We start from the raw sequence: 23,878 nt of genomic DNA on the forward strand, positions 1-23,878 counted from the left end.
TTTATTCGTAATTTATGTATTTTTATTCGATTGTGGTCGCGTGTGCAAGCGCAAATTTTCCGCGACCCACAGAAATTGGTAAGTAATCCGTGCGTTAGCGTATGATTGTTTACCCTTTTATAGATGACAGTTTATGCGTCATTCGTTAAAGTTTTCGGTCAATCTGGACATTTTGTATATCAGTCAGTGTTCTTGCTCGGGAGAAGCATGTCGGGATCCAATTCAGCAATAAGCCGCCGCCGTTTGTTAAAAGGGGCCGGGGCAATGTGGTTGCTTAGCGTCAGTCAGGTCGGTCTTGCCGCCACCAGCCAGGTCGTGGCGGTGCGCGTCTGGCCATCGTCGACCTATACGCGCGTGACGGTCGAATCCAATCGCGTGCTGAAATATAAGCAATTTGCCCTCAGCAACCCGGAGCGTGTGGTGGTGGATCTCGAAGGCGTTAACCTCAACTCCGTGCTGAAAGGAATGGCGGCGCAGATCCGCGGTGACGATCCGTTTATTAAATCGGCGCGCGTCGGGCAGTTTGATCCGCAAACCGTGCGCATGGTGTTTGAACTGAAGCAGAACGTTAAGCCGCAGCTATTTGCCCTGGCGCCTGTTGCGACCTTCAAAGAGCGCCTGGTGATGGATCTCTACCCGGCCAATGCGACGGATATTCAGGATCCGCTTCTTGCCCTGCTGGAGGATTACAACAAGGGCGATTTGGAGCGTCAGGTGCCCCCTGCGCAAAGCGGTCCGCAGCCGGGGAAAGCAGGGCGCGATCGTCCGATTGTGATCATGCTTGATCCTGGCCACGGTGGCGAAGACTCTGGCGCGGTGGGGAAATACCGTACGCGTGAAAAAGACGTGGTGCTGCAAATTGCGCGCCGCCTGAAAGCGTTGATTGATAAAGAAGGCAATATGCGCGCCTATATGACGCGCAATGAAGACGTCTTTATTCCGCTGAAAGTGCGCGTCGCAAAAGCGCAGAAGCAGCGCGCCGATTTGTTCGTCTCGATCCATGCGGATGCGTTTACCAGTCGTCAGCCAAGCGGCTCATCGGTGTTTGCGCTCTCGACCAAAGGCGCGACCAGTACCGCCGCGAGATACCTTGCGGACACCCAGAACGCCTCTGACTTGATTGGTGGCGTGGGTAAAAGCGGCGATCGCTACGTCGACCACACCATGTTTGATATGGTGCAGTCGCTGACCATTAACGACAGCCTGAAGTTTGGTAAAGCGGTGCTGGGCAAGCTGGGCAACATCAATAAGCTGCATAAAAACAGCGTTGAACAGGCCGGGTTTGCGGTACTCAAGGCGCCGGACATCCCGTCCATCCTCGTTGAAACCGCGTTTATCAGTAACGTGGAAGAGGAGCGTAAGCTCAAGACGGCAAAATTCCAGCAGGAGGTTGCGGAGTCGATTCTGGCGGGGATTCGTGCGTATTTCTCTGACGGGGCGACGCTGGCGCGGCGCGGGTAGATCTTTTGGCCGGGTTCACGCCCGGCAAATTCACAAACTACAGATACAAAAAAACACCCTTAAGGGTGTTTATTGTTTTAGAAGTGTTGGTTGCGGGGGCCGGATTTGAACCGACGACCTTCGGGTTATGAGCCCGACGAGCTACCAGGCTGCTCCACCCCGCGTCCGTCTTTCTACTCTTGTAGAAGCTTACTTCTTCAAATTTGATTGGTTGCGGGGGCCGGATTTGAACCGACGACCTTCGGGTTATGAGCCCGACGAGCTACCAGGCTGCTCCACCCCGCGTCCGTCTTTCTACAGTCGTAGAAGATACTTCATCAAATTTTAATTGGTTGCGGGGGCCGGATTTGAACCGACGACCTTCGGGTTATGAGCCCGACGAGCTACCAGGCTGCTCCACCCCGCGTCCGTGGATGCGCACTATACTCGGATAGGTTTGTGATGCAACCCCTTTTTCACATTTATCATGATTTTGTATGCAAATTGAACGACATGGCGTTGTTTGGACTACTTTTTGCGCAAAATTTGCCAAAGGGCATGCGATCGCATTTCATTAGCCCTGGCGGTTTGTTATCTTCATCACGCGGAAATGGGCAACTTAAAGACGAGATATAATGAAAGGACGTTGGGCGAAGTATCTGATGGCGGGCGCAATGGTAGCGATTCTTGCGGCCTGTTCTTCCAAACCGACCGATCGCGGTCAACAGTATAAAGACGGGAAGTTATCCCAGCCTTTCTCTTTAGTTAATCAGCCTGATGCGGTCGGCGCACCGATTAATGCCGGTGATTTCTCCGAGCAGGTCTACCAGATCCGCAACGCGTCGCCGCGTCTGTATGGCACCCAGAGTAGCGTGTATAACGCGGTCCAGGACTGGCTGAAAGCAGGCGGCGATACGCGCAACATGCGCCAGTTTGGTATCGACGCCTGGCAGATGGAAGGGGCTGATAACTACGGCAACGTTCAGTTTACCGGCTATTACACCCCGGTTATCCAGGCACGACACTCGCGTCAGGGCGAGTTCCAGTATCCTATCTACCGTATGCCGCCAAAACGCGGTCGTCTGCCATCTCGCGCTGAGATCTACGCCGGTGCGCTGAGCGAAAACTACGTTCTGGCCTACAGCAACTCCCTGATGGATAACTTCATCATGGACGTTCAGGGCAGCGGCTACATTGATTTTGGCGACGGTTCACCGCTTAACTTCTTCAGCTATTCCGGTAAAAACGGCCACGCCTATCGCAGTATTGGCAAGGTGCTGATCGACCGCGGCGAAGTGAAGAAAGAAGATATGTCGATGCAGGCGATCCGCGAGTGGGGCGAGAAACACAGCGAAGCCGAGGTGCGTGAGCTGCTGGAGCAGAACCCGTCGTTCGTCTTCTTCAAACCGCAAAACTTCGCCCCGGTGAAAGGGGCGAGTGCCGTTCCGCTGATTGGCCGCGCGTCGGTAGCATCGGATCGCTCGATTATTCCTGCAGGCACCACGCTGCTGGCTGAGGTTCCTCTGCTGGACAATAACGGCAAGTTCAACGGCCAGTATGAGCTGCGTCTGATGGTGGCGCTGGACGTCGGCGGGGCGATCAAAGGCCAGCACTTCGATATCTATCAGGGCATTGGCCCTGACGCTGGCCACCGCGCGGGCTGGTATAACCACTACGGACGCGTGTGGGTACTGAAGGCGGCGCCGGGCGCTGGAAACGTATTCAGCGGCTGATTGTGGTATTCTGAGCGCAATACGGATTACTGTTCAGGGTGAGGAAAACCTCACCCTTTTTACATCTGAGGTTTTATGTCTGTGGTAATCAGCGACGCCTGGCGCCAGCGTTTTGGCGGGACGGCACGTTTATATGGTGAAAAAGCCCTGCAGCTGTTTGCGGATGCGCATGTCTGCGTCGTGGGCATTGGTGGTGTGGGATCGTGGGCAGCAGAAGCGCTGGCGAGAACCGGTATTGGCGCAATCACGCTGATTGACATGGATGACGTGTGCGTCACCAATACCAACCGTCAAATCCACGCCCTGCGTGATAACGTCGGCCTGGCGAAGTCTGAGGTCATGGCGGAGCGTATCCGCTTGATCAACCCGGAGTGCCGCGTGACGGTGATCGACGACTTTGTGACGGCAGATAACGTCGCGGAGTATATGAGTAAAGGCTACAGCTATGTGATTGACGCCATCGACAGCGTACGGCCAAAAGCCGCGCTGATCGCATACTGCCGCCGCTACAAGGTGCCGCTGGTCACGACGGGCGGCGCGGGCGGGCAAATCGATCCGACGCAGATCCAGGTGGCCGATCTGGCGAAAACGATCCAAGATCCGCTGGCTGCCAAGCTGCGTGAGCGCCTGAAGAGCGACTTTAACGTGGTGAAGAACAGCAAAGGCAAGCTGGGCGTCGACTGCGTGTTCTCGACCGAAGCGCTGGTCTACCCGCAGGCGGACGGTTCCGTGTGTGCGATGAAAAGCACGGCGGAAGGGCCAAAGAGAATGGATTGTGCCTCAGGCTTTGGCGCGGCCACCATGGTGACCGCCTCCTTCGGCTTTGTGGCGGTGTCTCACGCCCTTAAGAAAATGATGGCGAAGGCGGAACGTCAGGCCTGAGCCTGACGTGCAGCATCCAGTACCGCGTCGCTGAGCGCGATCAACCCCTGACCGCGCGAGGCGCTGAGCTGCGCGCGCAGCCCAAGCTCATCAAATAACGCCAGCGGCGAATGTGCCAGCAGTTCCGCCGCGCTTTTCCCTTCCACAGCGGTCAACAATACGGCCAGCAGGCCCCGGACAATGCGGCCTTCGCTGTCACCGAAGAAGTGCAGCTTCTCGCCGGAGACGCTCACGCCCAGCCAGACGCGGTTTTCACAGCCAGCGATCTCTTTCGCCTGCGTTTTGAGATCGTCTGAAAGCGCAGGGAGCTGTTTACCCAGCAGGATCAGCTGACGATATTTATCTTCCCACTGTTGGAGCGGGGCGAAGGTCTGTTTTAAGGTCTCTTCTGTGATGACCGTGCCAAACGGATGTCCGGCTAAAGCAGCGCTAGTCATTAATCCACCAGTATTTCAAGGGCGCGGTCAACGGCGGCAACCAGCGCGTCGACATCGCTTTGGGTATTATACGGCGCAAACGAGGCGCGCAGCGTACCGTTAACGCCGAGCGCCGCCAGCAGCGGCTGGGCGCAGTGCTGTCCGGCACGCAGGGCAATGCCATACCCGGCCAGCAGCGTCACCATGTCGCTATGATGAACGCCCGCAAAATCAAAGGCGAGCAGGCTGGAGTCCTGAACGCGGAACGAGCGGAAACCCGGGCGCTTTTTGAGTTCTTCCTCTGCCAGCGTCGCCAGTCCCCGGCTCCAGCTTTCAGCCTGGACAATGTCGGTTTCTGCCAGCCACTCCAGCGCCGCGCTTAAGCCAATCACCCCCGCCACGTTCGGCGTACCGGCTTCCAGACGATAGGGAACATCCTGAGTTTTGAAGCCATCGAACGACACTTCGGTAATCATTTTGCCGCCACCGAGCCACGGCGTCATTTTTGCCAGCAGATCTGGCTTGCCATATAACGCCCCTATACCGGTTGGTCCGTAGAGCTTATGTCCTGAGAAGGCATAGAAGTCGATATCCAGCGCCTGCACATCAGCGGGGAAGTGCACCACGCCCTGAGCGCCGTCGACCATTACCACCATCCCGCTGGCATGGGCGATGCGAATGGCCTGAGCCAGGTCCGGGCAGCCTCCCGTGACGTTCGACATCTGTCCGAGCGCCAGAATGCGGCTGCGGGAGGTAATCAGCTCGGGGAGACGGGCCACATCGGGCAGAAGGTCTGCACCCAGTGGAAGCTTCACCACGCGTGCACCCGTTTGCTCGGCCACCATCAGCCACGGCACCAGGTTGGCGTGATGTTCCGCCTCGCTAACGACGATCTCATCGCCCGGCTGAAGCAGCGGGCGCGCGTAGCACTGGGCCACCATGTTGATGGCCTCGGTCGTACCGCGCGTCCAGACGATGTTTTTCCCGCTTTCGGCATTGATCAGGTGTGCGACCTGATCGCGTGCCGCTTCATAGCGCGCGGTTAAACGCTGCGCTTCGGCAAACTGGCTGCGATGCACGTTCCCGGCGCTCAGGCTGTAGAACTGCTGCGTGGCCTCAATCACCGCCTGGGGCTTAAGGGCGGTGGCGGCGCTGTCCAGATAAATACCGGCATCGGCCAGGGCCGGAAACTGTGCGCGGAACTGCGCAGGGCTGAAAGCGTTCATGGGATTCCTCATTTCAATATAGCGATCGTCGCGCAATTTCAGCGGCAGGGCAAGGAGGTTGATATCTATCAGAATTGTCTGCTTATCCTGATAACCCTAAAAAAGCAGGTTATGCTAAATAGTGTTAGGCGGATGTTTTAGCCTGTTATAAATCGAGGTTTGAATAGCATTAATTGCTAAAGGAGAATAATCATGAATAAGACAGCTGCAATCATTTCTGCCTGTGCGTTTACTTTTGCCCTGAGCGCGTGTTCCGGTAACAACTACGTGATGCACACCAACGATGGTCGTTCTATCGTATCGGAAGGGAAACCGACTACTGATAACGATACCGGGATGATTTCATACAAAGATGCTAACGGGAACAAGCAGCAGATCAACCGCACGGACGTGAAAGAGATGAAAGAGATCGAGCATTAACAGATCGCAGGCGAAAAAAAAGCACCGCAAATTGGCGGTGCTACATTAATCACTATGGACAGACAGGGTAAATGTACAGGAAGTGAAAAATTGGTAGCGTTGCTACCGTGGTCTGAATCGCAGACCAATTGCAAACACAACAACACAACATCACAACCGTAAGCCAAAAGCCCTTCAGAACACGCATTCCGAAAAAAGCTCTTCGTTCCGGCTCAGGAAGTGCCGCCACTATAGGTATTTGCTGGTAGTTCCTCAACGGACAAATTATAATGGCTCAGATAAAAAAAACTAATAGGTTAAACGTTGTTTCCTGTTTGTTAAAATCCGTTAACATCTAAGCCAGATAACCATGTCAAAGCGATTGCCACCCCTCAATGCATTACGTGTTTTTGATGCAGCAGCACGTCACCTGAGCTTCACCCGCGCAGCCGATGAGCTTTTTGTGACACAGGCCGCAGTAAGTCATCAAATCAAGTCTCTGGAGGATTTTCTGGGCCTTAAGCTGTTTCGTCGACGCAACCGTTCGTTGCTGTTGACCGAAGAGGGGCAGAGCTATTTTCAGGATATTAAAGAGATTTTTTCCCAGCTTACGGAAGCCACGCGTAAGCTGCAGGCTCGCAGTGCAAAAGGTGCCCTGACCGTCAGTTTATTACCCAGTTTTGCCATTCAATGGCTGGTGCCAAGACTTTCAAGCTTTAACTCAGCTTATCCGGGGATCGACGTTCGAATCCAGGCCGTAGATCGTCAGGAAGATAAGCTGGCAGATGACGTGGACGTCGCCATTTTTTATGGTCGCGGTAACTGGCCGGGCTTGCGTGTTGAGAAATTATACGCAGAATATCTCCTGCCGGTCTGCTCTCCTCTGCTGTTAACAGGTGAAAAGGCGCTGAAGTCACCCGCTGACCTGGCTCAGCATACGCTTTTGCATGATGCCTCTCGACGTGACTGGCAAACTTATACCCGTCAATTAGGTCTTACTCATATAAACGTGCAGCAGGGACCCATCTTTAGCCACAGTGCGATGGTGTTACAGGCTGCCATTCACGGGCAGGGCGTGGCGTTGGCGAACAACGTCATGGCGCAGTCCGAAATTGAGGCAGGCCGCCTGGTTTGCCCTTTTAATGATGTTCTGGTCAGCAAGAATGCGTTTTATCTGGTTTGTCATGACAGTCAGGCAGAACTGGGTAAAATAGCCGCCTTCCGGCAGTGGATACTGGCGAAAGCGGCAACCGAGCAAGAAAAATTCCGCTTCAGGTATGAACAATAACGTTTGTGTGCCGGGCACGCATCAATTCAGGACTTAAACATGACCAGCCGATTCATGCTGATTTTTGCCGCGGTGAGTGGCTTTATTTTTGTTGCACTGGGCGCCTTTGGCGCACATGTCTTAAGCAAATCTTTAGGCGCAGTAGAGATGGGCTGGATCCAGACCGGCCTTGAATATCAGGCGTTCCATACGCTGGCTATTTTTGGGCTGGCGGTGGCGATGCAGCGCCGTATCAGTATCTGGTTTTACTGGAGCAGCGTGTTCATGGCGCTGGGTACCGTGTTGTTCAGCGGTAGCCTGTACTGCCTTGCGCTCTCACATCTGCGCCTGTGGGCGTTCGTTACACCTGTCGGCGGCTTCAGCTTCCTGGCGGGTTGGGTATTAATGTTTATCGGAGCTATCCGTCTGAAACGCAAGGGCGTTGTTCATGAATAAGGTTGTTTTATATTGTCGCCCGGGGTTTGAGAAAGAGTGCGCCGCGGAAATTACCGATAAAGCGGCGAAGCGCGAAGTCTTCGGCTTTGCCCGCGTAAAAGAGAACGCGGGCTATGTGGTATTTGAATGCTATCAGCCTGAAGACGCAGACAAGCTGGCACGCGAGCTGCCGTTCAGCTCGCTGATCTTTGCTCGCCAGATGTTTGTTGCGGGTGAGTTGCTGAAGGATCTTCCGCCGGAAGACCGCATCACGCCAATTGTCGGCATGCTGCAGGGCGTGGTGGAGAAGGGCGGCGATCTGCGCGTTGAAGTGGCGGATACCAACGAAAGTAAAGAGCTGATGAAGTTCTGTCGTAAATTCACCGTGCCGCTGCGTGCGGCGCTGCGTGATGCGGGCGTGCTGACGAACTACGAAACGCCGAAGCGTCCGGTGGTGCATATCTTCTTTATCGCACCAGGCTGCTGCTATACAGGCTATTCATACACTACCAACAACTCTCCCTTCTTTATGGGCATCCCGCGTTTGCGCTTCCCGTCCGATGCGCCAAGCCGTTCCACGCTCAAGCTGGAAGAGGCGTTCCACGTCTTTATCCCGGCGGATGAGTGGGATGAGCGTCTGGCAAACGGCATGTACGCCGTCGACCTTGGCGCGTGCCCGGGAGGCTGGACCTATCAGCTGGTGAAACGCAATATGTGGGTATCGTCCGTTGATAACGGTCCAATGGCGCAAAGCCTGATGGACACCGGGCAGGTCACGTGGCTGCGTGAAGATGGTTTCCGCTATCGCCCGAACCGTAACAACATCTCGTGGATGGTGTGCGATATGGTTGAGAAGCCGGCAAAAGTCGCCGCGCTGATGGCCTCCTGGCTGGTGAACGGCTGGTGCCGTGAGACCATTTTCAACCTCAAGCTGCCGATGAAAAAGCGCTATGAGGAAGTGTCGCAGAACCTGGCATACATTCAGGAGCAGATGGACGAACACGGTATTAACGTGGAGATCCAGGCGCGTCAGCTGTATCACGACCGCGAAGAGGTGACGGTGCATATTCGTCGCTGGTGGGCCGCGGTCGGCGGACGTCGCGACGAGCGATAGTGCGCTGATTGCCCCTCACCCCGGCCCTCTCCCCAAAGGGGCGAGGGGGAAAAGACCGCACCGAGCAGTTCCCTCTCCCTTATGGGGAGAGGGTTAGGGTGAGGGGGCATTAACGTTCTAACCGCAGCTGCTGTAAATTCCCGTCCAGCTGTAAATCCGTCTGTAGCGTTGCGATTTCCCGGCAGATAAACGCTATCTCTTTATGCGCCTCCAGCTTTTTGCGCCACTTTTCTGGCACCTCATCCAGACGGGCGTAAATTCCTTCCAGACTCTGAAAATCGTTCAGCAGCTGTGCGGCACTCTTCGGCCCAATCCCGGCCACACCCGGAACCTTAGAACTGCTGATGCCTGCCAGCCCCCAGTAGTCCGGCAGTTGCTCAGGCGAGACGCCAAACTCGCTGGCAATAAACGGCGCGTCCAGCCAGCGTTTTTGAAAATAGTCGCGAATGCGGATAGTGGGGGAGAGCAGCTGGCAGTAGCCTTTGTCCGTTGAAACGATCGTGGCCTGATGCCCGGCACTCGCCACCTTTACGGCCAGGGTGGCCGCGAGATCGTCGGCTTCATTTCCCTGTGCCCCCCAGCAGGGGACGCCCCGCTGTTCAAATGCGGCGCGCAGCATGGGCAATTCAGCGTGAAGATCGTCCGGCATCGGTGCGCGTCCGGCTTTGTAGTCCGGCAGACGCTGGTGTCGCCAGCCCGTATTGCGGGCTTCGTCATCAAATACCGCGACCACATGGGTGGGTTCACTGTGGCGGATAAGCTGTTCCAGTGCGTGCAGACAGGTGTCTTTACAAGGCGTCCCCTGTACCGCATGGATACGGCGAATCAGGTTAAGTGCATCGACGATAAGTAAATGAACGGCCACAGATAATCTCCCTTCTATCTAATGCAGGAAGGGTAACACTGTCAGCAGCATGAAACTATGAATGGTGGGGAAAACAGGAAGAAGCCTCGCAAAACGAGGCTTCCTGAGTGGCTTAATCGCAGGTTACGATCTTCATCGCCAGTCCGCCGCGAGAGGTTTCGCGGTATTTGGCGTTCATATCTTTACCGGTTTCGTACATGGTTTCGATAACCTTATCGAGACAGACGCGCGGCTCGCTGGTGCGGCGCAGCGCCATACGTGCCGCGTTCACCGCCTTCACGGAGGCAATCGCGTTACGTTCGATGCACGGCACCTGTACCTGCCCGGCAACCGGGTCACAGGTCAGTCCCAGGTTATGTTCCATGCCGATTTCTGCAGCAATGCACACCTGTGTCGGGCTTGCACCCAACAGTTCGGCCAGACCCGCCGCCGCCATTGAGCACGCCACGCCGACTTCACCCTGACAGCCCACTTCCGCACCGGAAATGGACGCGTTCATCTTATACAGCGAACCAATCGCACTGGCGACCAGCAGGTAGCGTGCCAGTGAGTTGGCGTTTACTTCACGGATAAACTTGTCGTAGTACGCCAGCACCGCCGGAACGATACCGCAGGCACCGTTAGTCGGCGCGGTGACCACACGGCCCCCTGCGGCGTTCTCTTCGTTCACCGCCAGGGCGAACATGTTGATCCAGTCAACGACGGCCATTGGGTCCGTTGTCGTTTTGTCAGTGCTCACCAGCATACGGCGCAGCGCTGCAGCACGACGCGGCACGCGAAGCTTGCCAGGCAGAACGCCTTCGGTGGTGATCCCGCGCTCAATACCGCCGCGCATCACGTCCCAGACGTTGGTGAAGTGCTGTTCGAGTTCTTCTTTGCTGTGAAGTGCCAGCTCGTTTTTCATCATCAGGCCGGAGAGGGAAAGGCCCGTCTCCTGGCAGTGACGCTGAAGATCCGCCGCCGTTTTGTACGGATACGGCACCTCGACAGAAGCGTTATCGGTTTGACCAAAGTGGTCTTCGTCGACGATAAAACCGCCGCCGATAGAGTAATACGTCTGGCTGTATACCGCTTTGTCGCCGGCCAGTGCGGTAATGCGCATGCCGTTTTCGTGCAGCGACAGGTTGTCCGCATGGAAATTCATGCAGTGGTCAACCGGGAATTCAACCTCATGCTCACCGTTCGCCAGCAGCAGGCGACCGTGGGTATTCACATCCTGGATGAAGCCAGGGATCGCATCAATATCAACGGTATCCGGCAGATTTCCCGCCAGGCCCATGATAATGGCGATATCGGTATGGTGGCCTTTCCCGGTCAGGGAAAGCGAGCCGTATACATCGACAACCACGCGGGTAACGTCATGCAAGATGCCGCGTGCAATCAAGTCATCCGTGAACTGCTTACCGGCTTTCATTGGTCCGACGGTGTGAGAGCTGGAAGGACCAATACCGATTTTGAAAATATCGAATACGCTAATCATGATGCGTCCATTGCTTTCAGTCAGAGAGGGAGGAGTGCGCCGTCCGAAGACGGCGCGGGTGATAATCAGAACATGGTGTACAGGGAGTAGAAGATCGCAGAGATTGCGATAAGACCCATGATAACCACAAAGACGTTGCTCACATGACCGCTGTACTTGCGCATAGCAGGGACTTTCTGAATCGCGTACATCGGCATCAGGAACAGAATCATCGCGATGACCGGGCCGCCCAGGGTTTCAATCATGCCCAGGATGCTTGGGTTCAGCGTTGCTACCGCCCAGGTGGTGAGCAGCATGAACAGTGCAGTGATTTTGTTCAGCTTGTTGATTTCAATGCTCTTGCCTTTACCGCGCAGAGATTTAATCACCATACCGTTGAAGCCTTCACGTGCGCCGAGGTAGTGGCCCAGGAAGGATTTGGTGATGGCGATAATCGCGATGATAGGTGCCATCCACGCAATGACAGGTGCGTTAAAGTGGTTTGCCAGGTAAGACAGAATAGAGATGTTCTGCTCTTTCGCTGCCGCCAGGTCCGCCGGGGAGAGGCTCAGTACGCAGCTGAAGACGAAGAACATAACGGTCAGTACCATCATGATGTGAGCGCGTGCCAGGATGCTGGAGCACTTCTTCTCTGCACCATTACCGTACTCTTCACGTTTCGCAACAGCGAAAGAGGAGATGATTGGGGAGTGGTTGAAAGAGAACACCATTACCGGAATCGCCAGCCAGAGTGTCATCAGCAGGCCGTTACCGGTTGCCGATGCGCTGCTCAGGGACAGGGTTTCCAGCGCTGCACCGTTCCACTGTGGGATCAGGTAGCAAGCCAGCACCATCAGAGCAATAACGAACGGGAAGACCAGTACGCTCATTGCTTTCACAATCATCTGCTCACCGAAGCGCACGATGGTCATCATGCCCACAATCAGGATCAGAGACAGAATCGCACGCGGCGGCGGCGTCATGTGCAACTGGTGCATCATGAAGCTTTCAACGGTGTTAGTGATCGCCACGCTGTAGACCAGCAGAATAGGGTAAATCGCGAAGAAGTAGAGCAGGGTAATCAATTTACCTGCGCCCACGCCGAAATGCTCTTCAACTACTTCAGTGATGTCTTCGCCCGGGTTTTTACCGGACAGCACGAAGCGGGTCAGACCGCGGTGTGCAAAGAAGGTCATCGGGAAAGCAATGATAGCCATAATGATCAGCGGGATCAGACCGCCGACGCCTGCGTTGATAGGAAGGAACAGTACACCAGCGCCGATTGCTGTGCCGTAAAGGCCAAGCATCCACATGGTATCCGTTTTGCGCCAACCACTTCGGGATTCAATCGAAGCAACGGTGCTGGTTTGAGTGGTTTCCATCTGTATCTCCTGGAGGAAGCGAATTGTCAGGTTTTTAGTCAAATCCGATGAAAAAGTGCCTGACGGTAATATGAAATTCGTTCAGTGACGGTTTTTTAATAATTTTTGCCCGTAACTATTGGCGGGCGGAAAGATACATTCTAGTTATGAATCTATCAGTGATCGTGATCCCAAATGCAATAATCCACTTATGATGTGGGCATCTTTAGACCATTTATCTGTTAAAAAAACATCAAAGAGAATTTACGGGCGCGAAGGCTACCACCAACGACATGTGCGCTGAAAGACCGCCCCGTGATATAGGTGTCTTTCGCTGTAAAGAAATGGGTTTTTAGTATTTTCTGGCAGGTAATTTGGATTAAGGCTGATAATTTACGGTTGCGAAATGCAGGTAATCGTTTGCGTATGTGACAACTTTGTAAAAGATATAAGTGATGCCTATGAATTACATCAGGAATAAAAAAAGCCGGGACGCGCAACAGGGCGACCCGGCTTTGATGAGATATCGCTAAGCGTCAGGTGCAGATTTCGTAGCAAGGAATATAGGCAGAGCCCGGCAGCTTCATGCGGTGCTGGGCGACAAAGCCCTGCAGCATGTCATCCATGCGGCGCATCATCTCCGGATCGCCGTGGATCTTGTACGGACCGTACTGTTCAATGGCGCGGATGCCCACCTCTTTGACGTTGCCGGCCACAATACCGGAGAAGGCGCGACGCAGATCGGCGGCCAGAACTTCCACCGGCTGATCCGGGTAGAGTTTCAGGTTCGCCATGTTCTCGTGTGAAGGCTCGAACGGGATCTGCAGGTCCGGCGCAATTCGGATTGACCAGTTAAAGCTGTACGCATCACCGGTATCGCGACGGTTTTCTTTCACCAATGGCATTGCTTTCTTCATCTGGCGGGCCACTTCTGCGGCATCGTCGATGATGATGCGATAGTGACGACGCGCGGCTTCACCCAGCGTGTGCACGATAAACTCGTCCAGCACGCGGAAGTAGTCGGCGCTCTCTTTTGGCCCGGTCAGGATCAGCGGCAGAACCTGATCTTTGTTGGCCGGGTTCATCAGAATACCCAGCAGGTAGAGCAGCTCCTCCGCTGTCCCGACGCCGCCCGGGAAGATGATAATGCCGTGGGCGATACGGACAAACGCCTCAAGACGTTTCTCGATATCCGGCATGATAATCAGCTCGTTAACCAGCGGGTTAGGTGGCTCAGCGGCGATAATTGACGGCTCGGTCATGCCGATGAAACGCCCCTCTTTATAACGCTGCTGCGCGTGCCCAACCGCCGCACCTTTCATTGGCGCTTCCATCGCACCCGGACCACAGCCGGTACAGATATTCAGCTCGCGCAGGCCAAGCTGGGTGCCCACCCGACGGGCATAAAGGTATTCGGTTTCGTTAATGGAGTGACCGCCCCAGCAGACGACCATGTTCGGTGCTTCACCCACGTGCAGGGCACGGGCGTTACGCAAAATGGAGAACACCAGGTTGGTGATATGGACTGAGCTTTCCAGGTCGAGATGCTGGAAACGGCCTGCGTTGTGGATCTGCCCGTTAACAAACAGGATGTCACGCAGCACGGCAAACAGGTTAGCCTGAAGTGAACGAATGATGCGCCCGTCGACAAAGGCCTCTTCCGGCGGGTTGATGACTTCGAGCTTCACGCCACGCTCGCGGCGCAGCACGTTGATATCAAAGCTTTCGAAGCGGGACAGCAGTTCTTTACTGTTATCTGTCAGGCTTCCGGAGTTCAGTACGGCAAGTGAACAGTTACGAAACAGTTGATAAAGATCGCTGCTGGCCGTGCGTTTAAGCATGTCCACTTCCAGCTGCGACAACATATCCATTGAGCCAAGCGGGCTAATATGTGTAATCAAGTGAGCTCCTTACGGGACGATTATCGTCTTTCCCTGTTGATTACAATAGCCCTGGCGCGTGACGTTTCACAACCTAAAGCGCGGAAGATACCGCGCATATTGTGAAAATATTTATATTATTGACGCACCAGCCGTCCCGTCGCCGGCACAAAATCGGTGTTGGTGCGCCACGGGTTAATGTCCAGACCGCCGCGGCGGGTGTAGCGCGCGTAAACGCTCAGCTTCTCCGGCTGACAAAAACGCTGAATATCGCTAAAGATGCGCTCCACGCACTGCTCGTGGAATTCGTTGTGATGGCGGAACGACACCAGGTAGCGCAGCAATTTTTCCCGGTCGATTTTTGGGCCGCGGTACTGGATCTGCACCGAGCCCCAGTCCGGCTGGTGGGTGATCAGGCAGTTGGATTTCAGCAGATGGCTGACCAGCGTCTCTTCGACCACCTTTCCGCTCGCCGCGTTTTCGAGGTAATCGGCGCTGAATTCATAATTCTCCACCTCGATATCCTGATCGTCGATGCAGGTCCCGTTGAAGTGGGCGACCGGCTGCCCTTCCAGCTCGTGCAGGCGATACAGTGAAACGCTTACCTTACCCTGCGCGCAGGCGCTTAAGTCACGTTCCAGGGTGTGCTGAACGTCGTCCCAGCTGTTGAATTTTGTCTGGTTAAAACTGTTGAGATACAGCTTAAAGCTTTTGGACTCGACGAGATTAACGCTGGCGTAATCCAGCTCAACGTGGCCCACCGCCACCTGCGGCAGACCGCGGGCGTTGAGCCAGGAGAGTTCGTACAGCGTCCAGATATCACCGCCGACAAACGGCAATGCGTCCGCATGCAGACCCAGAGGATCGCGATTCAGGCTGCGCGGTACGCCCTGCAGCAGGCTTGCATCGTAGGTATCGCGGTAATCGGTCGATTTACCCAGCGTTAAGCCGGTTAACGCCTGATGATTTTCGTAAGACATGTTTCATAGCCACTTTACAGGTACACTTATGGGCTGAGTTTATCCTGTCTGACAAGAAGAGAGAAATCGGTGGACATCGAAACTGCAAATGCCCTCACTACCTTCACGACCCGCTATTGCGACGCATGGCATGAAAAGCAGGGCTCGTGGCCGCAAAGTGCTGATTTATATGGTGTACCCTCGCCGTGCATTATCTCTTCGCTTGAGGATTACGTTATCTGGCAGCCGAAGCCCAATACCGGCGAGCAAAATGTAAATGCGGTTGAACGGGCAATGGACATTGTGGTACAACCAGCGGTTCATGCGTTTTATACCACGCAGTTCGCAGGGGATATGCCCGCGCGCTTTGCTGATATCACGATGACGCTGTTGCAGACCTGGAGCGAAGACGATCTGCAGCGTGTTCAGGAAAACCTGATTGGTCATCTGGTCACGCAAAAGCGCCTTAAGCTTTCTCCGACGCTCTTTATTGCCACGCTGGACAGTGAACTTGACGTTATCTCCGTCTGTAACCTGTCAGGTGAAGTGGTTAAAGAGACTATCGGTACCCGCAATCGCGAGACTCTCGCCCCCTCTCTTGCGGATTTCCTCACCCGACTTGAGCCACTTCTGTAATCCATGATGCTATAGCGCGTGTGAGAGATCTCTTACAAGGTTTGTGAGAGATCGCTGGAACATTCAGTATTACCTCATTTAGTTCAGATTAATATTACTCTGTTTTTCAATAGATTACGGGTTTGTTGCACCGTTTTTAGGGATTTCTTACGGCTTACACACCCGAAAGGGTGGGTTGTAAGACGAAGCGGAATAGCGGATTCTATCTTCGTCGACAGGACGCCGACACGAGAAACGAACATCAGGATGATGGCGTATCTCACTCAGGACTCGTCAGGATGGCGCTGCAGGAAGGCTTCAGGATGAAGCGAAGTGGATTACGCAGGATGCGTAAGGGACACCTCCAGGAAGGAGAACGAGAGCCGATCAGGATGGTCGGTGGGTCTGGAAGGCCAGGACGTTTCAGGATGAAACAAACACGTCAGGAAGATGTGTGCAGGATGCATCGGTTTACGGATGACCAGGCCTTCGGGCTTCAGGAAAAGTTGTCACGGATGAGCAGGGAGCACGAATTGTAGCTGGAATGCTGCGGAACGAACCGGGAGCACTGTTTTTACAGTGCTCCCTTTTTTTATTTCTGTCTTCCGCAATGCTATGCTGCGCGCCGTTCACTTTTTCAGTTGAGGTTACTATGACGCAACACGATAGCGTTCGTGCTCAGTTGCACGCCATCGAAGCCCTTTTGCGCCAACATCAGCTGTGGCAGGAGACCGCGCCGCAGCCAGAAGCGTTCGCGAGCACCCAGCCCTTCTGCCTGGATACGCTGGCCCCGTTTGAGTGGCTGCAGTGGGTGTTAATTCCGCGCATGCACGCCCTGCTTGAGGGGGGTCACCCGCTGCCGCAGGCGTTTGCTGTCTCTCCCTACTATGAAATGGCGCTCGAGGCGACGCACCCTGCGCGTGACGTGATGCTGGTCGAACTGGAAAAACTGGATGCCCTGTTTGCCGGTGAAGATGCATGACGCTTGAGATCCTCTATCAGGACGAGTGGCTGGTGGCGGTGAATAAACCGTCAGGCTGGCTGGTGCACCGCAGCTGGCTGGATCGCGACGAGAAAGTGGTGGTGATGCAGACCGTTCGCGACCAGATTGGTCAGCATGTTTTTACCGCCCATCGTCTCGACAGACCGACCTCCGGCGTGCTGCTGATGGGGCTGTCCAGCGAAGCTGGCCGTCTGCTGGCGCAGCAGTTTGAACAACACCAGATCCAGAAGCGCTACCACGCGATCGTGCGTGGCTGGCTGACCGAGTCCGCCACCCTGGACTACCCTCTGGTGGAGGAACTGGACAAAATTGCCGATAAATTTGCCCGCGATGACAAAGGTCCGCAGCCTGCGGTGACGGATTATCGCGGCATGGCGACGACGGAAATGCCGGTGGCCACCAGCAAATTTCCGACCACGCGCTACAGCCTGGTTGAGCTTCTGCCCAAAACCGGGCGTAAGCACCAGCTGCGACGCCATCTTGCACATCTGCGCCACCCGATTATTGGCGACAGCAAGCACGGTGATTTGCGCCAGAACCGCAGCGCGGCCGAACACTTTGGCTGCCATCGTCTGATGCTGCACGCGAGCGAACTCAGCATGACGCACCCGTTTACCGGCGAGCCGCTGACTATCCGCGCGGGGCTGGACGACGTCTGGATGCAGGCGCTGTCACAGTTTGGCTGGTTGGGACAACTCCCCGAAAATGAAAGGGTTGAGTTTGTATCGGGCAACGTTCAGGATGAACAGTAAACGCATTCATTATGGGAAAATAGCATGGCTGAAGTAGGCATTTTTGTCGGCACAATGTACGGCAATTCGCTGCTGGTCGCGGAAGAGGCTGAGGCGATTCTGGTAAGCCAGGGCCATAAAGCCACGGTCTATGAAGACCCGGAGCTGGCAGACTGGGAAAAGTATAAAGACAAATACATTCTGGTGGTGACCTCCACCACCGGGCAGGGCGATCTGCCGGACAGCATAGTGCCGCTGTTCCAGGGCATTAAAGACCAGCTTGGCTATCAGCCAGATGTACACTACGGCATCATCGCCCTCGGCGACAGCTCTTACGCCAACTTCTGCGGCGGCGGCAAGCAGTTCGATGCGCTCCTGCAGGAGCAGAGCGCCCAGCGCGTCGGCGAGATGCTGCTGATTGATGCGGGTGAGCACCCGGAGCCAGAAAGCGAATCAAACCCATGGGTCGAGCACTGGGCAACGCTGCTTAAATAACCCTGCGCTATACCAATGGTAGGCCGGGTCAGGCGTAGCCGCCACCCGGCATTACACTCCGCACCAAACGCCATTTCCGTGAACCACCTTCCACTCCTCTGGGCTTATGCCCTAAACAACCTCCCTCACACCCTTTAATACTGTGTTTTTGCACGGTGAGAGAAGGTGTCACTCCTTCATATACTTTCCTGGTCACGATAAAACGGCTTCAGGCCGTACCAAAACGACAAAACAAATCTCATTCTGATTACCCTACCGGTGCTGTACAGAATGAACCTGGCGAAAGCTATGTTTCAGGAGTGCAACAATGAGTACATTAAGCCACGCGGCGAGCAGCGCTGAAAAGCGCACCAACGCCCGCTACTGGATAGTGGTGATGCTGTTTATCGTCACGTCCTTTAACTATGGTGACCGCGCCACGCTGTCGATTGCCGGTTCGGAAATGGCAAAAGATATCGGCCTTGATCCCGTGGGCATGGGTTACGTTTTCTCCGCATTCTCATGGGCCTACGTCATCGGGCAAATTCCTGGCGGCTGGCTGCTGGACCGTTTTGGATCTAAACGCGTCTATTTCTGGTCCATCTTTATCTGGTCTGCCTTTACCCTGCTGCAGGGCTTCGTCGATATCTTCAGCGGCTTCGGCATTATCGTGGCACTCTTCACGCTGCGCTTCCTGGTTGGCTTAGCGGAAGCGCCATCCTTCCCCGGCAACAGCCGCATTGTCGCTGCCTGGTTCCCGGCGCAGGAGAGGGGAACCGCGGTGGCGATTTTCAACTCCGCACAGTACTTCGCAACGGTGATCTTCGCGCCAATCATGGGCTGGCTGACCCATGAGGTGGGCTGGTCGCACGTCTTCTTCTTTATGGGCGGACTCGGGATCGTCATCAGCTTTATCTGGCTGAAAGTGATCCACGAACCCAACCAGCACCCTGGCGTGAACAAAAAGGAGCTGGAGTACATAGCGGAAGGCGGCGCGCTGATCAACATGGATCAGAAATCCTCGACGGCGAAGGTCCCGTTCAGCCAGAAATGGGCGCAGATCAAGCAGCTCGTCGGTTCGCGCATGATGATCGGCATCTATCTGGGCCAGTATTGTATCAACGCCTTGACCTACTTTTTCATCACCTGGTTCCCGGTATACCTGGTTCAGGCCCGTGGTATGTCGATTCTGAAAGCGGGATTCGTCGCCTCGGTCCCGGCAATCTGCGGTTTCGTGGGGGGCGTGCTCGGCGGGGTGATTTCCGACTGGCTGATGCGCCGCACGGGGTCACTGAACATCGCGCGTAAAACGCCTATCGTGCTCGGCATGCTGCTCTCCATGACCATGGTGTTCTGTAACTACGTCAATGCCGAGTGGATGATTATCGGCTTTATGGCGATGGCCTTCTTCGGCAAAGGCATTGGCGCGCTGGGCTGGGCGGTGATGGCGGATACGGCCCCGAAAGAGATCAGCGGCCTGAGCGGCGGTCTGTTCAACATGTTCGGCAACATCTCCGGGATTGTTACGCCAATCGCTATCGGCTACATCGTCGGTACCACCGGCTCCTTTAACGGTGCGCTGATTTACGTAGGGGTGCATGCGCTGGTGGCGGTGCTGAGTTACCTGGTGCTGGTGGGGGATATCAAACGCGTCGAACTTAAACCTGTTGCGGAGCGTGGCTGATGACAACGCAATCGAGTCCAATCGTCACGGAGATGAAGGTCATCCCGGTGGCCGGGCAGGACAGCATGCTGCTCAATATTGGCGGTGCGCATAACGCCTGGTTTACCCGTAATATCGTCGTGCTGAAAGACAGCGCAGGAAATACCGGCGTGGGCGAGGCCCCTGGCGGAGAGGTGATTTACCAGACGCTGGTCGATGCCATTCCGCAGGTCGTGGGCCAGGAAGTGGCCCGTCTGAACAAGGTGGTTCAGCGGGTGCATAAGGGCAATCAGTCGGCAGACTTTGAGACGTTCGGTAAAGGTGCCTGGACGTTTGAACTGCGCGTCAACGCGGTCGCCGCCCTGGAGGCCGCCCTGCTCGATTTACTGGGTAAGGCGCTCAATGTCCCGGTCTGCGAGCTACTGGGGCCCGGTAAACAGCGCGATGCGGTCACCGTGCTGGGCTATCTGTTCTACGTTGGCGATCGCAATAAAACCGATCTCCCCTATCTGGCCCGAACCGCGGGCGACCACGACTGGTATCAGCTGCGCCATCAGGAAGCGCTCTCCAGCGACGCGGTGGTGCAGCTGGCCGAGGCGGCGCAGGATCGCTACGGCTTTAAGGATTTCAAGCTGAAGGGCGGCGTGCTGCCCGGCGAGCAGGAGATTGACACGGCCCGGGCGCTGAAAAGGCGCTTCCCGGATGCACGGATCACCGTCGATCCCAACGGCGCATGGCTGCTGGATGAAGCGATTAGCCTGTGCAAAGGGCTGGGGGATGTCCTGACCTATGCGGAAGACCCCTGCGGCGCGGAGCAGGGCTTTTCGGGCCGTGAAGTCATGGCTGAGTTTCGTCGCGCCACCGGGCTGCCGGTCGCGACCAATATGATCGCCACCAACTGGCGCGAAATGGGTCACGCGGTGATGCTGAACGCCGTCGACATACCGCTGGCGGACCCGCACTTCTGGACGCTTTCAGGCGCAGTGCGCGTGGCGCAGCTGTGCGACGACTGGGGGCTGACTTGGGGCTGTCACTCGAACAATCACTTTGATATTTCGCTGGCGATGTTTACCCACGTTGGCGCGGCGGCGCCGGGTAACCCGACCGCCATCGACACCCACTGGATTTGGCAGGAAGGGGAAGCCCGCCTGACGAAAAATCCGCTGGAAATCATAGAGGGCAAAATTGCCGTACCGGATGCGCCGGGCCTGGGCGTGGAGATTGACTGGGATCAGATCCATAAAGCCCATGAGGCGTATAAAAAATTGCCGGGCGGCGCGCGTAACGACGCGGGCCCGATGCAGTACCTTATTCCCGGCTGGACATTTGACCGTAAGCGCCCTGTTTTCGGACGTCACTGATAAAAGGATTGAACGATGAGTACTTTTTCTACCCCTGTAGTTACCGCCATGCAGATCGTTCCGGTTGCGGGCCATGACAGCATGTTGATGAACCTGAGCGGCGCGCATGCGCCATTCTTTACCCGCAACATTGTCATTATCAAAGACAATTCCGGCCATACGGGCGTGGGCGAAATTCCGGGCGGGGAGAAGATCCGCCAGACGCTGGAAGATGCCATTCCGCTGGTGGTGGGCAAAACGCTGGGTGAGTACAAAAATGTCCTCAACACTGTGCGCAACACCTTTGCCGATCGCGATGCCGGTGGGCGTGGCCTGCAGACCTTCGATCTGCGCACCACCATTCACGTGGTGACCGGGATTGAATCCGCCCTGTTGGATCTGCTGGGTCAGCATCTGGGCGTCAACGTTGCGTCGCTGCTGGGCGAGGGTCAGCAGCGCAGCGAAGTGGAAATGCTGGGCTATCTGTTCTTTGTTGGCGACCGCAAGCTGACGCCTTTGCCGTACCAGGGCCAGCCGGACGAACAATGCGACTGGTACCGGCTCCGCCACGACGAGGCGATGACTCCGGATGCGGTGGTGCGCCTGGCGGAAGCCGCTTATGAAAAATATGGCTTCAATGATTTCAAACTGAAGGGCGGCGTGCTGGCCGGTGAGGAAGAGGCGGAAGCCGTGACCGCGCTGGCAAAACGCTTCCCGCAGGCGCGCGTGACGCTGGATCCGAACGGCGCATGGTCGCTTAATGAGGCCATTGCGATCGGTAAACAGCTGAAAGGCGTGCTGGCATATGCGGAAGATCCGTGTGGGGCAGAGCAAGGCTTCTCAGGACGTGAAGTGATGGCGGAATTCCGTCGCGCTACGGGGCTGCCGACCGCGACCAATATGATTGCGACCGACTGGCGTCAGATGGGACACACCCTGTCATTGCAGTCTGTTGATATTCCGCTGGCGGACCCGCACTTCTGGACGATGCAGGGGTCGGTGCGCGTGGCGCAGATGTGCCATGAGTTTGGCCTGACCTGGGGCTCGCACTCTAACAACCACTTCGATATCTCTCTGGCGATGTTCACTCACGTCGCCGCCGCCGCGCCGGGGACGATTACCGCTATCGACACCCACTGGATCTGGCAGGAAGGTAACCAGCGTCTGACTAAGCAGCCGTTTGAGATCAAAGGTGGCATGGTGCAGGTGCCTTCCACCCCGGGGCTGGGGGTTGAGCTGGATATGGATCAGGTCATGAAGGCCCACGAGCTGTATCAAAAACACGGTCTGGGCGCGCGTGACGACGCGATGGCGATGCAGTATCTGATCCCGGACTGGACATTCGACAATAAACGCCCGTGCATGGTACGATAAACGCATTGGGACCGCTCCCAAGGGCGGTCTTTTACGTGGTGTATGCTTAACGTAACGACTATGCGTAAGGATGGCTTATGAAAATTGTTATCGCACCGGACTCGTATAAGGAAAGTTTGAGTGCGCTTGAGGTTGCGACAGCGATAGAACGTGGTTTTCGCGAGATCTTTCCCGAGGCGGTTTACGTCAAACTGCCGGTCGCGGACGGTGGCGAAGGGACGGTTGAGGCGATGATCGCGGCAACGCAGGGACGCATTGTACATGTTCCGGTGACCGGCCCGCTGGGTGAGCGCGTGGACGGGTTTTATGGCTTATCCGGTGACGAGCAGAGTGCCTTTATTGAAATGGCGGCGGCAAGCGGCCTGGAGCTGGTTGCGCCTTCGCAGCGTAATCCGCTGAAAACCACCTCCTGGGGCACGGGCGAACTGATTCGGCATGCGCTGGATGCGGGCGTTAAGCATATCATCATTGGCATTGGCGGCAGCGCCACCAATGACGGCGGCGCAGGGATGGTGCAGGCGCTGGGCGCTAAATTGCTCGACGCCAGCGAACAGCCTCTTGGGCAGGGTGGGGGCGAGCTGGGAAAACTCGCGCGTATCGACCTGAGCGGGCTGGACAGACGTCTGGCGGAGTGCCGGATAGAGGTCGCCTGTGATGTGACGAATCCGCTTACCGGAAAGGATGGCGCGTCAGCCGTATTTGGCCCGCAAAAGGGGGCCACTCCCGAGATGATCGTTACCCTGGACAACGCGCTGGCGCACTATGCGAGCGTGATTGCCCGGGATCTGGATATCGATGTGCTTAACCTTGCTGGCGGCGGCGCGGCGGGTGGCATGGGGGCCGCGCTGTACGCCTTTTGCGGCGCGCAGCTGCGCCAGGGCATTGAGATCGTGACCGATGCGCTACACCTGGCCGACCAGGTGGCCGATGCGGATCTGGTGATCACGGGAGAAGGTCGCATCGACAGCCAGACGATCCACGGCAAAGTCCCGGTGGGCGTGGCAAAAGTGGCGAAACGCTTTAACAAACCCGTTATCGGCATTGCAGGCAGCCTGACGGCGGACGTTGGTGTGGTTCACGATCACGGCATTGATGCCGTGTTTAGCGTGATCTACACCATCTGCTCGCTGGAAGACGCGCTGGAAAATGCCGGCGAGAACGTCAGGATGGCCGCAAGGAATATCGCGGCGGTGCTGAAAGTCGGGCAGGGGATGTAGTTCTCCCTCTCCCCGTGGGAGAGGG

The 23,878-nt window shown here is 55.9% G+C and carries 22 protein-coding genes and 3 tRNA genes; 15 read left to right on the plus strand and 10 right to left on the minus strand.

Features of this window, described 5'->3' with window-relative positions:
• Positions 1 to 207: 207 nt before the first annotated feature.
• Positions 208 to 1,461: an N-acetylmuramoyl-L-alanine amidase AmiC gene (gene amiC, locus P349_RS07080; protein WP_032648118.1), complete on the plus strand. Its 1,254-nt coding sequence runs from the start codon at positions 208 to 210 to the stop codon at positions 1,459 to 1,461.
• 87 nt (positions 1,462 to 1,548) lie between these two features.
• On the opposite strand, the gene P349_RS07075 is transcribed toward amiC, so the two are convergent.
• The 3 genes from P349_RS07075 to P349_RS07065 all read right to left on the minus strand — a co-directional run bounded on the left by P349_RS07075 (position 1,549) and on the right by P349_RS07065 (position 1,867).
• Positions 1,549 to 1,625, minus strand: a tRNA-Met gene (locus tag P349_RS07075).
• Positions 1,626 to 1,669: 44 nt separating this feature from the next.
• Positions 1,670 to 1,746 (minus strand) — tRNA-Met (locus tag P349_RS07070).
• 44 nt (positions 1,747 to 1,790) lie between these two features.
• Positions 1,791 to 1,867, minus strand: a tRNA-Met gene (locus tag P349_RS07065).
• Positions 1,868 to 2,075: 208 nt separating this feature from the next.
• On the opposite strand from P349_RS07065, the gene mltA reads away from it, so the two are divergent.
• Together mltA and tcdA are read left to right on the plus strand one after the other, a co-directional pair.
• Positions 2,076 to 3,173 (plus strand): murein transglycosylase A, encoded by a 1,098-nt coding sequence (mltA, locus tag P349_RS07060; RefSeq protein WP_023309035.1) that lies wholly within the window; start codon positions 2,076 to 2,078, stop codon positions 3,171 to 3,173.
• 75 nt (positions 3,174 to 3,248) lie between these two features.
• Positions 3,249 to 4,055: a tRNA cyclic N6-threonylcarbamoyladenosine(37) synthase TcdA gene (gene tcdA / locus P349_RS07055; RefSeq protein WP_006811804.1), complete on the plus strand. Its 807-nt coding sequence runs from the start codon at positions 3,249 to 3,251 to the stop codon at positions 4,053 to 4,055.
• Here tcdA and csdE read toward each other — a convergent pair.
• Entirely contained in the window at positions 4,046 to 4,492 is a 447-nt protein-coding gene (csdE, locus tag P349_RS07050; RefSeq protein ID WP_024909284.1) for a cysteine desulfurase sulfur acceptor subunit CsdE, read from the minus strand. The genes tcdA and csdE overlap by 10 nt on opposite strands.
• Positions 4,492 to 5,697, minus strand: coding sequence for a cysteine desulfurase CsdA (gene csdA / locus P349_RS07045; protein ID WP_032648116.1), 1,206 nt, complete (start codon positions 5,695 to 5,697; stop codon positions 4,492 to 4,494). Before csdA ends, csdE begins: the two co-directional genes overlap by 1 nt.
• A 192-nt stretch (positions 5,698 to 5,889) precedes the next feature.
• Between csdA and P349_RS07040 the strand changes: the two genes are divergently transcribed.
• The 4 genes from P349_RS07040 (at position 5,890) to rlmM (ending at position 8,912) form a co-directional block, all read left to right on the plus strand.
• Complete coding sequence (locus P349_RS07040; RefSeq protein WP_008499648.1) at positions 5,890 to 6,117, plus strand: YgdI/YgdR family lipoprotein; 228 nt, start codon at positions 5,890 to 5,892, stop codon at positions 6,115 to 6,117.
• Between the two features lie 349 nt (positions 6,118 to 6,466).
• Positions 6,467 to 7,384: a glycine cleavage system transcriptional regulator GcvA gene (gene gcvA, locus P349_RS07035; RefSeq protein ID WP_024909282.1), complete on the plus strand. Its 918-nt coding sequence runs from the start codon at positions 6,467 to 6,469 to the stop codon at positions 7,382 to 7,384.
• Positions 7,385 to 7,423: 39 nt separating this feature from the next.
• Entirely contained in the window at positions 7,424 to 7,819 is a 396-nt protein-coding gene (locus P349_RS07030) for a DUF423 domain-containing protein (RefSeq protein WP_023309031.1), read from the plus strand.
• Positions 7,812 to 8,912 (plus strand): 23S rRNA (cytidine(2498)-2'-O)-methyltransferase RlmM, encoded by a 1,101-nt coding sequence (gene rlmM / locus P349_RS07025; RefSeq protein WP_023309030.1) that lies wholly within the window; start codon positions 7,812 to 7,814, stop codon positions 8,910 to 8,912. Before P349_RS07030 ends, rlmM begins: the two co-directional genes overlap by 8 nt.
• 109 nt (positions 8,913 to 9,021) lie before the next feature.
• Here rlmM and xni read toward each other — a convergent pair whose 3' ends face one another.
• From xni to queF, 5 genes are all read right to left on the minus strand, one after another.
• Positions 9,022 to 9,777: a flap endonuclease Xni gene (xni, locus tag P349_RS07020; RefSeq protein ID WP_032648115.1), complete on the minus strand. Its 756-nt coding sequence runs from the start codon at positions 9,775 to 9,777 to the stop codon at positions 9,022 to 9,024.
• Positions 9,778 to 9,889: 112 nt separating this feature from the next.
• Positions 9,890 to 11,257: an L-serine ammonia-lyase II gene (gene sdaB, locus P349_RS07015; RefSeq protein WP_032648113.1), complete on the minus strand. Its 1,368-nt coding sequence runs from the start codon at positions 11,255 to 11,257 to the stop codon at positions 9,890 to 9,892.
• Positions 11,258 to 11,322: 65 nt separating this feature from the next.
• Complete coding sequence (locus tag P349_RS07010) at positions 11,323 to 12,618, minus strand: HAAAP family serine/threonine permease (RefSeq protein ID WP_024909280.1); 1,296 nt, start codon at positions 12,616 to 12,618, stop codon at positions 11,323 to 11,325.
• 515 nt (positions 12,619 to 13,133) lie between these two features.
• Positions 13,134 to 14,498, minus strand: coding sequence for a nucleotide 5'-monophosphate nucleosidase PpnN (gene ppnN, locus P349_RS07005; RefSeq protein ID WP_008499641.1), 1,365 nt, complete (start codon positions 14,496 to 14,498; stop codon positions 13,134 to 13,136).
• 116 nt (positions 14,499 to 14,614) lie between these two features.
• Positions 14,615 to 15,457 carry an NADPH-dependent 7-cyano-7-deazaguanine reductase QueF gene (queF, locus tag P349_RS07000; protein ID WP_021241894.1) on the minus strand — a complete coding sequence of 281 codons (843 nt, stop codon included), beginning with the start codon at positions 15,455 to 15,457 and terminating at the stop codon, positions 14,615 to 14,617.
• Between the two features lie 69 nt (positions 15,458 to 15,526).
• Here queF and syd point away from each other — a divergent pair, with 69 nt between their 5' ends.
• The 8 genes from syd to P349_RS06960 all read left to right on the plus strand — a co-directional run bounded on the left by syd (position 15,527) and on the right by P349_RS06960 (position 23,853).
• Positions 15,527 to 16,072 (plus strand): SecY-interacting protein, encoded by a 546-nt coding sequence (gene syd, locus P349_RS06995; RefSeq protein ID WP_032648111.1) that lies wholly within the window; start codon positions 15,527 to 15,529, stop codon positions 16,070 to 16,072.
• Positions 16,073 to 16,703: 631 nt separating this feature from the next.
• Positions 16,704 to 17,033 (plus strand): YqcC family protein, encoded by a 330-nt coding sequence (locus P349_RS06990; RefSeq protein ID WP_023309024.1) that lies wholly within the window; start codon positions 16,704 to 16,706, stop codon positions 17,031 to 17,033.
• Entirely contained in the window at positions 17,030 to 17,806 is a 777-nt protein-coding gene (gene truC, locus P349_RS06985) for a tRNA pseudouridine(65) synthase TruC (protein WP_024909276.1), read from the plus strand. Before P349_RS06990 ends, truC begins: the two co-directional genes overlap by 4 nt.
• Before the next feature lie 24 nt (positions 17,807 to 17,830).
• Positions 17,831 to 18,280 (plus strand): flavodoxin, encoded by a 450-nt coding sequence (locus P349_RS06980; RefSeq protein WP_032648107.1) that lies wholly within the window; start codon positions 17,831 to 17,833, stop codon positions 18,278 to 18,280.
• A gap of 307 nt (positions 18,281 to 18,587) precedes the next feature.
• Complete coding sequence (gudP, locus tag P349_RS06975; protein WP_024909274.1) at positions 18,588 to 19,943, plus strand: galactarate/glucarate/glycerate transporter GudP; 1,356 nt, start codon at positions 18,588 to 18,590, stop codon at positions 19,941 to 19,943.
• Positions 19,943 to 21,283, plus strand: a complete 1,341-nt coding sequence (locus tag P349_RS06970) for an enolase C-terminal domain-like protein (RefSeq protein ID WP_032648105.1) — start codon at positions 19,943 to 19,945, stop codon at positions 21,281 to 21,283. The genes gudP and P349_RS06970 overlap by 1 nt, the downstream gene beginning before the upstream one ends.
• A gap of 15 nt (positions 21,284 to 21,298) precedes the next feature.
• A complete protein-coding gene (gudD, locus tag P349_RS06965; protein ID WP_032648104.1) occupies positions 21,299 to 22,636 on the plus strand; it encodes a glucarate dehydratase in 1,338 nt (445 codons plus the stop codon).
• A gap of 77 nt (positions 22,637 to 22,713) precedes the next feature.
• Positions 22,714 to 23,853 carry a glycerate kinase gene (locus tag P349_RS06960; RefSeq protein ID WP_032648102.1) on the plus strand — a complete coding sequence of 380 codons (1,140 nt, stop codon included), beginning with the start codon at positions 22,714 to 22,716 and terminating at the stop codon, positions 23,851 to 23,853.
• Positions 23,854 to 23,878 lie beyond the last annotated feature (25 nt).

The organism is Enterobacter sp. DC4, from assembly GCF_000568095.1.
Lineage (GTDB): Bacteria > Pseudomonadota > Gammaproteobacteria > Enterobacterales > Enterobacteriaceae > Enterobacter > Enterobacter pseudoroggenkampii.

Coding starts and splice junctions, on each gene's coding strand:
- csdE (WP_024909284.1), bottom strand. CDS start 4,492: ATGACTAGCGCTGCTTTAGCCGGACATCCGTTTGGCACGGTCATCACA.
- gcvA (WP_024909282.1), top strand. CDS start 6,467: ATGTCAAAGCGATTGCCACCCCTCAATGCATTACGTGTTTTTGATGCA.
- P349_RS06980 (WP_032648107.1), top strand. CDS start 17,831: ATGGCTGAAGTAGGCATTTTTGTCGGCACAATGTACGGCAATTCGCTG.
- amiC (WP_032648118.1), top strand. CDS start 208: ATGTCGGGATCCAATTCAGCAATAAGCCGCCGCCGTTTGTTAAAAGGG.
- P349_RS07030 (WP_023309031.1), top strand. CDS start 7,424: ATGACCAGCCGATTCATGCTGATTTTTGCCGCGGTGAGTGGCTTTATT.
- P349_RS07010 (WP_024909280.1), bottom strand. CDS start 12,618: ATGGAAACCACTCAAACCAGCACCGTTGCTTCGATTGAATCCCGAAGT.
- csdA (WP_032648116.1), bottom strand. CDS start 5,697: ATGAACGCTTTCAGCCCTGCGCAGTTCCGCGCACAGTTTCCGGCCCTG.
- P349_RS06960 (WP_032648102.1), top strand. CDS start 22,714: ATGAAAATTGTTATCGCACCGGACTCGTATAAGGAAAGTTTGAGTGCG.
- truC (WP_024909276.1), top strand. CDS start 17,030: ATGACGCTTGAGATCCTCTATCAGGACGAGTGGCTGGTGGCGGTGAAT.
- gudD (WP_032648104.1), top strand. CDS start 21,299: ATGAGTACTTTTTCTACCCCTGTAGTTACCGCCATGCAGATCGTTCCG.
- P349_RS06990 (WP_023309024.1), top strand. CDS start 16,704: ATGACGCAACACGATAGCGTTCGTGCTCAGTTGCACGCCATCGAAGCC.
- rlmM (WP_023309030.1), top strand. CDS start 7,812: ATGAATAAGGTTGTTTTATATTGTCGCCCGGGGTTTGAGAAAGAGTGC.
- sdaB (WP_032648113.1), bottom strand. CDS start 11,257: ATGATTAGCGTATTCGATATTTTCAAAATCGGTATTGGTCCTTCCAGC.
- queF (WP_021241894.1), bottom strand. CDS start 15,457: ATGTCTTACGAAAATCATCAGGCGTTAACCGGCTTAACGCTGGGTAAA.
- tcdA (WP_006811804.1), top strand. CDS start 3,249: ATGTCTGTGGTAATCAGCGACGCCTGGCGCCAGCGTTTTGGCGGGACG.
- P349_RS07040 (WP_008499648.1), top strand. CDS start 5,890: ATGAATAAGACAGCTGCAATCATTTCTGCCTGTGCGTTTACTTTTGCC.
- gudP (WP_024909274.1), top strand. CDS start 18,588: ATGAGTACATTAAGCCACGCGGCGAGCAGCGCTGAAAAGCGCACCAAC.
- P349_RS06970 (WP_032648105.1), top strand. CDS start 19,943: ATGACAACGCAATCGAGTCCAATCGTCACGGAGATGAAGGTCATCCCG.
- mltA (WP_023309035.1), top strand. CDS start 2,076: ATGAAAGGACGTTGGGCGAAGTATCTGATGGCGGGCGCAATGGTAGCG.